Origin of the sequence: Pantoea sp. SIMBA_079 (genome assembly GCF_046940275.1) — a bacterium.
Classification (GTDB): Bacteria; Pseudomonadota; Gammaproteobacteria; order Enterobacterales; family Enterobacteriaceae; genus Pantoea; species Pantoea borealis.
This window is the reverse complement of record NZ_JAWRYR010000001.1, coordinates 424,265-436,769: the sequence shown is the minus strand read 5'-3', so window position 1 is coordinate 436,769 and position 12,505 is coordinate 424,265. Positions and strand designations below refer to the sequence as shown.

Annotated in this window: 8 protein-coding genes; 1 reads left to right on the top strand and 7 read right to left on the bottom strand. The window is 57.0% G+C overall.

What is annotated here, in order from left to right; all coding sequences use genetic code 11:
- Positions 1-20 precede the first annotated feature (20 nt).
- Together efeU and putP are read right to left on the bottom strand one after the other, a co-directional pair.
- Positions 21-854 (bottom strand): iron uptake transporter permease EfeU, encoded by an 834-nt coding sequence (gene efeU, locus SB719_RS02130; RefSeq protein WP_065649057.1) that lies wholly within the window; start codon positions 852-854, stop codon positions 21-23.
- 257 nt (positions 855-1,111) lie between these two features.
- Positions 1,112-2,596 carry a sodium/proline symporter PutP gene (gene putP / locus SB719_RS02125; protein WP_065649056.1) on the bottom strand — a complete coding sequence of 495 codons (1,485 nt, stop codon included), beginning with the start codon at positions 2,594-2,596 and terminating at the stop codon, positions 1,112-1,114.
- Between the two features lie 529 nt (positions 2,597-3,125).
- Here putP and putA point away from each other — a divergent pair.
- Entirely contained in the window at positions 3,126-7,070 is a 3,945-nt protein-coding gene (gene putA / locus SB719_RS02120; RefSeq protein WP_065649055.1) for a trifunctional transcriptional regulator/proline dehydrogenase/L-glutamate gamma-semialdehyde dehydrogenase, read from the top strand.
- Between the two features lie 495 nt (positions 7,071-7,565).
- Here the strand turns inward: putA and SB719_RS02115 are convergent, their stop codons facing one another.
- The 5 genes from SB719_RS02115 to SB719_RS02095 all read right to left on the bottom strand — a co-directional run bounded on the left by SB719_RS02115 (position 7,566) and on the right by SB719_RS02095 (position 12,413).
- Positions 7,566-8,645, bottom strand: coding sequence for an acyltransferase family protein (locus SB719_RS02115; protein WP_304234777.1), 1,080 nt, complete (start codon positions 8,643-8,645; stop codon positions 7,566-7,568).
- 399 nt (positions 8,646-9,044) lie between these two features.
- Complete coding sequence (tcyN, locus tag SB719_RS02110; RefSeq protein WP_065649053.1) at positions 9,045-9,797, bottom strand: L-cystine ABC transporter ATP-binding protein TcyN; 753 nt, start codon at positions 9,795-9,797, stop codon at positions 9,045-9,047.
- On the bottom strand, positions 9,794-10,462 hold the full coding sequence (gene tcyL / locus SB719_RS02105; RefSeq protein WP_071667941.1) for a cystine ABC transporter permease: 669 nt from the start codon (positions 10,460-10,462) through the stop codon (positions 9,794-9,796). Before tcyL ends, tcyN begins: the two co-directional genes overlap by 4 nt.
- Positions 10,462-11,262: a cystine ABC transporter substrate-binding protein gene (gene tcyJ / locus SB719_RS02100; RefSeq protein WP_412158850.1), complete on the bottom strand. Its 801-nt coding sequence runs from the start codon at positions 11,260-11,262 to the stop codon at positions 10,462-10,464. Before tcyJ ends, tcyL begins: the two co-directional genes overlap by 1 nt.
- A gap of 164 nt (positions 11,263-11,426) precedes the next feature.
- Entirely contained in the window at positions 11,427-12,413 is a 987-nt protein-coding gene (locus SB719_RS02095; RefSeq protein WP_314687421.1) for a D-cysteine desulfhydrase, read from the bottom strand.
- Positions 12,414-12,505 lie beyond the last annotated feature (92 nt).

Genomic DNA, 12,505 nt, shown 5'->3' with positions numbered 1-12,505 from the left:
CAGGTTATGACAATCGGTAATCAGCGCAGGCTGCGTGCGGCAGCCGGAGCAGGAGGCGTCGGGAAAAAGAACAGCAGCAGCGCCGGCACCAGGTAGATCAGCCAGGCTGCGACTTCACTGACGCTGGGGGCCTCCTGATAGCCAAGCAGGCCTTCAAGCAGCGTACCGGCCAGGGAATGCGTGGAGAGCACGTTGCTAATATCAAACGCCGTTGCCTGAAAGTGGTTCCATAATCCGGCCTCATGAAAAGCGCGGATTGCGCCGGCCGCAAGTCCGGCGGCAACAAACAGAATAAACAGGCTGCTCCAGCGGAAAAAGTGCGCCAGATTAAGGCGGACGCCGCCGTAATAGATCAGCATACCGAGCAGCGCTGCGGTCAGCAGGCCGAGCAGCGCGCCCGCAGGCGGAGCGTAGCCAACATCCTGCGTAAAGGCTGCCAGCAGAAAAAACACCGATTCCAGTCCTTCGCGCGCCACGGCGAGAAACACCATCATCACCAGCGGCAGGCCGCTGCCGCCCCGCTTTTCCAGCGCCTGATCAACGGATTTTTCCAGCGTCAGGCGCATGCTGCGTGCGACTTTGCGCATCCAGAACACCATGGTGGTCAGCATCGCTACCGCAATCAGCGCAACCACACCTTCAAACAGCTCCTGCTGCCTCTGCGGAAACTCACCGGTGGTGGCATTGATGGCCATACCCAGCCCCGCGCAGAGAACAATAGCGGCTATCACCCCGCCCCACATGGCCGGAAACCATCGGGTACGCCCGGTGCGCTTCAGGTAGCTGGCGATCAGGCTGACAATCAGCGCCGCTTCCAGACCTTCACGAAGCATAATGAGAAACGGAACAAACATCGTTTGCCTCTTAAGTGTTTAGCAGGGTAAATCTGTCGTAAAAAAACGTAAAGTGCGAACGATATCGATTATCATTATCGACGAGAAAAAAACAAGTCACTGCGGGAAATTATTTTGCTGCGTGGGTAGAAATCAGGGGAATGGGCGTCCGGATAAAACAGCTGAGATCTTTTTGCCTGACGTATCAGCCGTGCAGAGGAGGCACAGCGATGTGCCTCCTCTGTAATAACGGTGCCGGAACGCACCGCGCGAATACCTTAATCTGCCTGGTATTCCGCTTCCGCAGCGGCGAAACGCTGCTGTGCGGCGGCAGAAGGAGCTTTGCCTGCCAGGCTGAAGACCACGATGGCGATGCTGGCAAAAATGAAGCCCGGAATGATCTCATACAGCTCGGTATAACCATACTGTTTCCACAGCAGTACCGTTGCCGCACCAATCACCATACCCGCCAGTGCGCCGTTGCGCGTCATGCGCTTCCAGCAGACACCAAACAGCACAACCGGACCAAACGCCGCGCCAAAACCAGCCCATGCATAGCTCACCAGGCCCAGCACCCGGTTATCGGGGTTAGACGCCAGTGCAATGGCGATCAGCGCAATCAGCAGCACCATGGCGCGTCCTACCCATACCAGTTCTTTCTGGCTGGCATTTTTGCGCAGGAAGCCTTTATAGAGATCTTCCGTTAATGCGCTTGAACAGACCAGCAGCTGGCAGCTCAGGGTAGACATCACTGCCGCAAGAATGGCTGACAGCAAAATACCGGCGATCCACGGATTAAACAGAATACGCGTCAGCTCGATAAAGATACGCTCTCCGTTCTGCGTAACGCCTGCGGCCTGCGCCGGGTTATTCTGGAAATAGGCAATACCAAAGAAGCCCACGGCCACCGCGCCCGCCAGGCAGAAGATCATCCACGCCATCCCGATGCGACGGGCAGTACGGATGGAACGATGGGAATCTGCCGCCATAAAGCGTGCCAGAATATGCGGCTGCCCGAAGTAGCCCAGCCCCCAGCCCAGCAGCGAAATCACCGCGACAAAATTGAGTCCTTTCAGCATATCGAGGTTTTCCACGCTCTTCTCGCGGATCACTGCCAGTGAGTCGTCAAAACCGCCTACGGCGATAATCACAATCACCGGCGTCAGGATCAGTGCGAAGATCATCAGCGTTGCCTGTACCGTATCGGTCCAGCTCACCGCCAGAAAGCCGCCTACCAGCGTATAGAGAATGGTGGCCGCAGCACCCGCCCAGAGCGCAGTCTGGTAATCCATACCAAAGGTGCTTTCAAACAGGCGCGCACCGGCTACCACGCCCGAGGCGCAGTAAATGGTGAAGAAAATCAGGATAACCACCGCGGAGATCACGCGCAGCAGCTTGCTTTTGTCTTCAAAGCGGCTGGTAAAGAAGTCAGGCAGCGTCAGGGCGTTATCGTGATGCTCGGTCTGCACACGCAGGCGACCCGCCACAATTTTCCAGTTCAGCCAGGCGCCAATCGTCAGGCCGATAGCGATCCAGCTTTCAGAGATGCCGGACAGAAAGATGGCGCCAGGCAGGCCCATCAGCAGCCAGCCACTCATATCGGAGGCACCGGCTGAGAGCGCCGTAACAAAACTGCCCAGGCTGCGGCCGCCCAGAATATAATCATCAAAGTTTTTTGTTGACCGGTAAGCGATAAACCCTATCAACACCATCCCAAGGATATAGATAATAAAGGTCACCAGCATTGGTGTACTTATACTCATACTCTCTCCACTTATTATGTAATTGCTTAAGAGAAATTGTTTGCCCGCCCTGCCTGAACAGTTCTGGCCGGGCGTCTCCCTGGCGCGACTTATCAATTACCCGTCTGAATCACGGCAGTCGAATCAGCGCGGCAGCACCGGAACGGGGTGGCCACTGCGCGTTACCGCCGCCAGAGAAGCGAATTTCTCTTAAGGCGCGGTATCCTGCCGCAAAGGTGCGATGTGCACAATGGATTTAACACACCTGTTACCTGGGTTTCACCTCTCTTTCTCATTTCTTTGCTCAAAGGTTGCGCCCGCTCAAACTTTTGGTTGCACCAGAAAAGCGGTTTTTCGCGGTTTTCTGACCCCGGTTGCAACTCTGGCGAGATTCTTGCAGCAAGAAACGTGCCGTTTCTTTGTTGTTAACAAATAAGCGGTTTGAAAGCGTGCTACCTGAGTCACATTTAACATGGTTGCACAAAGTTGCAACCTGGGTGATAGTGCAGCCCACGCTGATGTTGATTTACTTTTTTAAGACGAGGAATTCATGGGAACAACGACCATGGGGGTGAAGCTGGATGAAGCCACCCGCGACCGCATTAAGCTGGCAGCACAGAAAGTTGATCGCACATCTCACTGGCTGATTAAACAGGCTATTTTCAACTACTTAACCCAGCTTGAAGCGGGCGAAACCTTGCCGGAAATCCCGCTGCAGGCCAGCGACACTACGGTGGAAGAGAGCCTGCCTGAAGAGAGCCTGCAGCCGTTCCTCGACTTTGCTGAGCACATTCTTCCACAGTCGGTTACCCGCTCCGCGATCACTGCCGCGTGGCGTCGCCCGGAGACAGAAGCGGTGCCGATGCTGCTGGAACAGGCACGCCTGCCCGCCGCGCTGGCAGAGAAGACCCACCAGCTGGCTTACAGCCTGGCTGACAAGCTGCGGCACCAAAAAGGTGCAACCGGACGCGCCGGAATGGTGCAAAGCCTCTTACAGGAGTTTTCCCTCTCTTCGCAGGAAGGCGTGGCGCTGATGTGTCTGGCAGAAGCGCTGCTGCGTATTCCGGATAAACCTACCCGCGATGCGCTGATCCGCGACAAAATCAGTAACGGTAACTGGCAGTCGCATCTGGGCCGCAGCTCATCCATGTTTGTTAATGCCGCGACCTGGGGCCTGCTGTTTACCGGACGCCTGGTTTCGACGCACAACGAAGCGAGCATGTCCCGCTCGCTGAACCGCATTATCGGTAAAAGCGGTGAGCCGCTGGTACGCAAAGGCGTGGATATGGCCATGCGCCTGATGGGCGAGCAGTTCGTTACCGGCGAGACCATTGCTGAAGCGCTGGCGAACGCCCGTAAGCTGGAAGAGAAAGGTTTCCGCTACTCCTACGATATGCTCGGTGAAGCGGCCCTGACCGCCGCCGACGCCAAAGCCTATCTGCTCTCCTACCAGCAGGCGATCCATGCGATTGGCAAGGCTTCCAACGGACGCGGCATCTATGAAGGCCCGGGCATTTCAATCAAACTTTCTGCGCTGCATCCGCGCTACAGCCGCGCTCAGTACGATCGCGTCATGGAAGAGCTCTATCCGATCCTGAAATCGCTGACGCTGCTGGCGCGTTCCTATGACATCGGGATCAATATCGATGCCGAAGAAGCCGATCGTCTTGAGCTGTCGCTGGACCTGCTGGAAAAACTCTGTTTTGAACCTGAGCTGGAGGGCTGGAACGGGATCGGCTTCGTGATTCAGGCTTACCAGAAGCGCTGCCCGATGCTGATTGACTCGCTGGTCGATCTGGCACAGCGCAGCCGTCGCCGCCTGATGATCCGTCTGGTGAAAGGGGCTTACTGGGACAGCGAAATCAAGCGCGCGCAGATGGAAGGGCTTGAAGGCTATCCGGTTTATACGCGTAAGGTATATACCGATATCTCCTATCTTGCCTGCGCACGCAAGCTGCTGGCGGTGCCAAGCCAGATCTACCCACAGTTTGCCACGCACAACGCCCACACGCTGGCCGCTATCTATCATCTGGCGGGCAATAACTATTATCCGGGTCAGTATGAGTTCCAGTGCCTGCACGGCATGGGCGAGCCACTCTATGAACAGGTTGTGGGTAAAGTGGCCGATGGCAAACTTAGCCGTCCCTGCCGTATTTACGCGCCGGTAGGCACGCACGAAACGCTGCTGGCTTATCTGGTACGTCGTCTGCTGGAAAACGGCGCCAACACCTCCTTTGTCAACCGGATTGCCGATAAGAGCCTGCCGATAGATGAGCTGGTTGCCGATCCGGTAGTGGCAGTGGAAAAAATGGGTGCGGCCGAAGGCGCCGTGGGTCTGCCACATCCTAAGATCCCGCTGCCGCGCGATCTCTATGGCGACAAGCGTCCTAACTCAGCGGGTCTCGATCTTGCGAATGAACATCGCCTTGCCTCACTCTCCAGCGCCCTGCTGAACAGCGCCAGCCAGCCATGGGTGGCACAGCCGATGATTGAGGGCACCCCGGAAACGGGTGTCAGTCAGCCGGTACTGAACCCGGCGGCGCCGGCTGACGTGGTCGGCAGCGTACGTGAAGCCACTGAAACGGAAGTCTCTGCCGCGCTGGATGCGGCGGTCAGCGCCGGACCAATCTGGTTTGCCACCCCGCCAGCCGAGCGCGCAGCGATCCTCGAGCGCGCCGGTCAGGCGATGGAAGCGCAGATGCAGCAGCTGATTGGTCTGCTGGTGCGCGAAGCGGGCAAAACTTACAACAATGCCATCGCCGAAGTGCGCGAAGCGGTCGACTTCCTCTACTACTACGCCGGCATGGTACGCGATGATTTTGACAACGAAACGCATCGTCCGCTGGGTCCGGTAGTCTGTATCAGCCCGTGGAACTTCCCGCTGGCGATCTTTACCGGTCAGATTGCCGCCGCGCTCGCCGCCGGCAACAGCGTGCTGGCAAAACCGGCCGAGCAGACGCCACTTATCGCGGCGCAGGCGGTGCAGATCCTGCTGGATGCAGGCGTGCCCGCCGGCGTGCTGCAGCTGCTGCCTGGCCAGGGTGAAACCGTGGGCGCACAGCTCACCGGCGATGAGCGCGTACGCGGCGTGATGTTCACCGGTTCCACCGCCGTGGCAACCCTGCTGCAGCGTAATCTTGCTGGTCGTCTCGATCCGCAGGGGCGCCCGACACCGCTGATCGCCGAAACCGGCGGCATGAATGCCATGATCGTTGACTCATCTGCCCTCACCGAACAGGTAGTGGTGGATATCGTTGCCTCGGCGTTTGACAGCGCGGGTCAGCGCTGCTCGGCGCTGCGTCTGCTCTGTATCCAGGAAGACGCCGCCGATCACACCATCAAAATGCTGCGCGGTGCGATGGCGGAGTGCCGCATGGGCAACCCGGAGCGTCTCTCAACCGATATCGGTCCGGTTATTGACCAGGAAGCGAAAGAAGGTATCGAGCGCCATATCCAGGCGATGCGCAACAAAGGCTTTACCGTTTATCAGGCGGTGCAGGAAAATGCGCAGGATCGTAAAGAGTGGGAGAGCGGCACCTTTATCAAGCCCACGCTGATTGAGCTGGATCAGGTCAGCGATCTCGATAAAGAGATCTTCGGACCGGTGCTTCACGTGGTGCGCTTCTCACGCAGCAGCCTGCCGCAGCTGATTGAGCAAATCAACGCCACCGGCTACGGTCTGACGCTGGGCGTACACACGCGTATTGATGAAACCATCGCGCAGGTCACCGCGAACGCGCACGTTGGCAACCTCTATGTGAACCGTAATATGGTCGGCGCCGTGGTAGGCGTGCAGCCGTTTGGCGGCGAAGGTCTCTCCGGTACCGGGCCGAAAGCGGGTGGTCCGCTCTATCTCTATCGCCTGCTGGCAAATCGTCCGGATGGCGCGCTGCGCCTGACCTTCGATCGTCAGGATGCTGAGCAGCCGGTCGACAGCAGCGTGCGCACAACGCTGATGGGCGCGCACCAGGCGCTGCAAAGCTGGGCGCAGGATAAGCCAGCGCTGCAGGCGCTGTGCCAGCGTTACGATGAGCTGTCGCAGGCAGGTACGGTGCGTCTGCTGCCGGGGCCAACGGGCGAACGCAACACCTTCAGCCTGCTGCCACGTGAACGCGTGCTCTGCCTCGCCGATAATGAGCAGGATGCACTGATCCAGCTGGCTGCGGTTACCAGCGTGGGCAGTCAGGCGCTGTGGCAGGATGATGAGCTGCATCGTGGTCTGCTGAAATCGCTGCCGTCGGCCGTACAGCAGCGCATCCGGCTGGCAAAAGATGCCCTGTCCGGTGAGTTCGATGCGGTGATCTATCACGGTGATGCCGATCAGCTGCGTACGCTGTGTGCCGATATCGCTGCACGCGAAGGCGCCATTGTTTCCGTCCAGGGCTTCGCCCGCGGGGAAACCAATCTGCTGCTGGAGCGGTTGCTGATTGAACGGTCGCTGAGCGTTAACACCGCGGCGGCAGGCGGTAACGCCAGCCTGATGACCATCGGTTAAACGCCAGGTTATGACAGTAAAGGGCCCCCTGCGGGCCCTTTTTTATTGCGGGTTTGTCAGGGACGCATAAATACCCCAGGGACGCATAAACGCATCAGGGACGCATGAATGCGTCCCCTACAGATTGCATTGTGATCCCATAGGGGCGCCATTAATGGCGCCCGGACACCAGCGCAGGCGTATAAATACGTCAGGGACGCATGAATGCGTCCCCTGCGGTTAAAATTATTGCCCCTGTCCGGAAACCAGCGCAGGCGCATAAATACGCAGAGGACGCATGAATGCGTCCCCTCCAGATGGCATCGTTATCCCTGTAGGGGCGCCATTCATGGCGCCCGGAAACCAGCGCAGGCGCATAAATACGTCAGGGACGCATGAATGCGTCCCCTGCGGTTAAAATTGTTGCCCCTGTCCGGAAACCAGCGCAGGCGCATAAATACGCAGGGGACGCATAAATGCGTCCCCTCCGGTTAAAATCGTTGCCCCTGCATTTATCTACGCTGCTTTGCGACGTTTCATACCGATCAGCGTCGGGAACAGGAACAGCGACTGACCCAGACCGCGGTTGGTCACTGACCAGACCGCGACCGAACAGAGCGAACAGATCCCGACGATGGCCAGCGGATAGAAACAGGCCCACAGCACGGAGAACCACGCCTGCTCAAACAGATGATGGCGCTGGGCAAACAGAATCGCCGACATGCCGAAAAACTCAATAAAGATGCGGTGAATAACGTAAATCTGCAGCGTATTGCGCCCGACCCAGTTGAAAAAACGCATACTGAAATGCTGATTAAGCCAGCGGCAGGCCGCCACGCTCACCAGAACAGCAATCACACACATAAACAGGCTCTTATCCAGACCCATAATTACGTGGAGGCCGGTCAGCGCCGCCAGCGCCGCCCACGGCAGCAGGTTTTCACGGCGCAGTTCGCTCAGGCGCAGCATCACCGGGCTCCAGAACGCACCCAGCAGGAAGAACAGAAAATATTGCGCGACGCTCTGCGGGCCCCAGTACGGAATGATTTTTTCCACCGCCAGATAATTCAGCACGACAGCCACAATCAGCAGCGCCATTTTCTGCCGGTGGAAAATTTTTGCGCACAGGAAATAGATCGCCAGACCATACAGGTACCAGGAGGTACTCATCGCCATAAACGTCAGCTTGAGAAACTCCAGCAGCGAGCCGGCGTAAGCCGCATTAAGATTTTGTGAGATGCGTTGCCCGGTGATTTCTGTTGAAATCCCGACAATTGACCACCACTGAATAAAGCCCCACAAAATATAGAGATAAAACAGATTGGTAATTCGGCTGGTAAAGACCTGTTTCCATGAACGATTCAAAATGCCGTTGGTTGCCAGCAGGCCGGAAACAAAAAAGAATGCCGGCATACGTAATGGCGACAGTACCGTATTAAACTGCACCCATATTTCTGCCGGAAACCATCCGGCGCTCAAATATTTTATCGTTGTTTCAAATCCCGGTAATACGGTGTGATAGAGAACCACCAGCAAAATACAGGCGCCCTTTAGCGTATTTATCCAGCCTATATCATTTTTCCCGTTATCTTTCATCAGGTTGACTCCTAAAGCTGTGTAGGTCTGTAAGAGGTAAACGCAGTAATAATCAATTTGCGAGTTATGGTTATTAAACGATTATTCAACAGCACTGCAGCGAGTGTATCTGGCGAAAGTCCTAAATTGTCTTTACTGGCCCTGATGTAACAGGACTTTACGTTAATTAAAATGCATTTACATATGCAGCAGGCCGCGCAGGAAGATATAAACCGTGATGCAGGGAAAATAATCAGTAAGAAAAGCTGCTATTTAATTAAGAGCAATCTGCAAACAGAGAAGCCAGTTAATAATTTAGCAATAAGATAATGATATGGCTATGCACCAAAAGGATAAGAGAAACGCGAAGGGATATGATAGCACCATAATAAATAAGGGCCAGCGAACCGGCCCTGAATATTACTGATTAAGAAATTTATCAAGGAACTGCCGGGTACGCGCCTGCTGCGGATTGCTGAATAGGGTTCTGGCTTCCCCCTGCTCCACAATGCGCCCCTGGTCCATGAAGATCGCGCGATCGGCCACGTCACGCGCAAAACTCATCTCATGCGTGACGATCACCATGGTGCGTTTCTCCTGCGCCAGGGCGCGAATGGTATTAAGCACCTCTCCTACCAGCTCCGGGTCGAGTGCGGACGTCGGCTCATCAAACAGAATCACCTCCGGGCGCATTGCCAGCGCGCGGGCAATCGCCACGCGCTGCTGCTGCCCGCCGGAAAGCCGGCGGGGAAAGCTTGTCTCTTTACCCGTCAGTCCGACCTTCTCCAGCAGCTTACGTGCCCGCGCCTCTGCCTCTGCTTTCGGCTCGCCTTTAACGATCACCGGCCCTTCAATGATGTTTTCCAGTACCGATCGATGCGGGAACAGATTGAAGTTCTGAAACACGAACCCTACCTGCTGGCGCAGCTGACGCACCTTCTCTTTCTGTTTGTTAAGGCTCAGGCTGGCGTCAATGGTGATGCCGCCTACCGTCACGGTTCCCTGATCCGGTACCTCCAGCAGATTAATACTGCGCAGCAGCGTGGTTTTTCCCGAACCGCTGGGGCCGATGATAGCCACGACTTCTCCGGCAGCCACGTCGAGATCGATGCCGTGCAGCACCGTCTGCCCGTGAAATTTTTTCACCAGCTGGCGGACTTCAATTGCACTCATTTATCCTCCCGATCCTGACGATTGACGTGCGCTTCAAGCCGGTTTTGCAGCGCGGAGAGCACGGTCGCCATGATCCAGTAGATCAGCGAAGCGGCCAGATACATGGTGAAGACTTCCAGCGTGCGTGAGGTGATTAACTGCGCCTGACGAAATAGCTCCGGTACCTGGATGGTAGCCGCCAGCGAGGTGTCTTTAACCAGACTGATAAAGCTGTTGCCCAGCGGTGGCAGCGCTGTGCGGGCCGCCTGCGGCAGGATCACCCGGCGCAGCGTCTGCCACGGGGTCATGCCGATGCTGGCCGCCGCTTCCCACTGTCCGCGTTCAATCGAGGCGATTGCGCCGCGCAGTGACTCTGACGCATAGGCCGCCGTATTCAGCGACAGACCAATCATCGCAGAGGGAATGGGATCGAGTTCGATGCCAAACTGTGGCAGCCCGTAGTAGATCATAAACAGCTGGGCGATCAGCGGCGTGCCGCGGAAAACCGAGACATAGATGCGCGCCAGCCAGTTCACCGGCCAGAAGCGGGACAGGCGCATCAGGGCAAGAATAAAGCCCAGCAGCAGACCAAAAAACATCCCGCCGATGCTGAGCTGCAGCGTAAACAGTGCCCCTTTCAGTAAAAAAGGTGCTGAATCCAGCACCAGATGTACGCTCTCCAGCATTATTTGGTCACGTCCGCGCCAAACCATTTGTCAGAGAGTTTTTTCAGCGAGCCATCTTTCTGCATCTCTGCAATCGCCTGATCGATCGCTTTCAGCAGATCGTCGTTGCCCTTACGCACCGCCACGCCCGCTTCCAGACGCGAGAACGCCGGACCCGCCACGGCCATGGTGTCACCGGTTTTCTTCACCAGATCGAGCGCGGCCAGGCGATCAACCAGAATGGCATTCAGGCGGCCGGAGCGCAGATCCTGATATTTTGTCGGGTCATCATCATAGGTGCGGATATCCACGCCTTTGACGTTATCACGCAGCCACTGTTCATAGTTGGAGCCGAGGCCCACCCCCACTTTTTTCCCTGCCAGATCTTCAGGTTTGGTAATGGTGCCGGCGTTTTTCTTCAGCGTCAGCGCCTGCACGCCTGAGATGGTATACGGCGTAGAGAAGTCATACTTCTTTTTACGCTCATCGGAAATAGTGACCTGGTTTATCGCGACATCTATACGTTTCGAATCGAGCGACGCCAGCATGCCGTCCCATTTGGTCGGCTTCAGCGCTGCTTTTACGCCGAGATGCTGTGCCAGCTCCTGCGCAAACTCCACCTCAAAGCCGGTCAGCTTGCCGCCCTCGTCCTGGAAACTGAACGGCGGATAGGTGCCTTCAAGGCCCACGCGCAGTTCGCCTTTATTTTTAATCTGTGCCAGCAAATCTTCAGCGGCAAAGGTTTTAGCGTTGATGCCTGCGAGCAGCGCCACCGCCATCATTCCCATCGCCAGCGGGCGACGAATCAGAGAGAAAGCCATGTTTACCCCGTTATTATCTGTTGTGTGTGTCAGTGCAGGTGCGTCGCGTGACGCACCCTGTAACAGATAGCGTAGTCTTATTATCAGCGCCACAGAAATTACACGTCTGCGGTGACGCTACGCCTGTCTGTGGCAGCGATTATAAAGCGTTTCGTCAGCCTGTCTCATACCGAAGGATGATAAGCAAATAACGCCGGTGCGCCGCCGGTATGCACAAACAGCAGCGGCCCTTCACGCCGGAAGCGCTTCTGGCTGATACCGTCAATCAGACCGGCCATCGCTTTGCCGGTATAGACCGGATCCAGCATGATGCCCTCCAGCCGTGCCAGCAGCCGCACCGCTTCCATGCCCTCTTCGTTAGGTTCACCATAGCGCGGCGCGTAGTAGTCATCCCAGAGCGTGATCGCCGCCCGCGGCTGCAGCTCAAGCTGCTCAGCCAGCGCGCTGCGCAGACGCTCTACCACCGGCAGCTGCGCGGCCACACTGCGTGACACTGTCACGCCAACCAGCTCACTTTCCGGTAAGAGTTGCTCCAGCCCTACTGCCAAACCGGCATGCGTACCGGCGCTGCCGGAGGCCACCACCACCGCAGCGAAATCCACTACGCCCTCGCTCTGATGAGCAATCTCCTGGGCACACTCTACATAGCCCAGTGCACCCAGCGCATTTGAGCCGCCAACCGGCACGATATAAGGGCGATACCCCTGCGCTTCGAGACGCTCTGCGGCGTCACTGAGCTGCTGCGGCGGATTATCCAGCGCTGCCACACTCTCAATCTCCACATCCATCAGGTCAAGCAGCAGGCGGTTGCCATTAGAGAGATAATTTTCAGCCGTGGTGCCAATCGGGTTTTCCAGCAGCGCCACGCATTTCAGGCCGAGCCGCGCCGCCACTGCGGCCGTCTGGCGCACGTGGTTGGACTGAATCGCACCCGCCGTCAGCAGCACATCCGCGCCCTGACGCAGCGCGTCTGCGGCCAGAAACTCCAGCTTGCGCAGTTTGTTGCCGCCCAGCGCCACCGGCGTAACGTCATCACGTTTGATAAAAATATCGCGGCCAAGGTAATCGGAAAGACGCGGCAGATGCTCCAGCGGTGTGGGTGCGCCAAGCAGCTCAAGACGCGGGAACTGATGCAGAAGATGTAGGGACAATGCAGCCTCCAGGGCAGTATGCAGATTTCCCTGTAGTGTTGCAGAAGATGCGATGAGGCGCATCCGGAATTGAGGGATAACAGCTGCCCGTT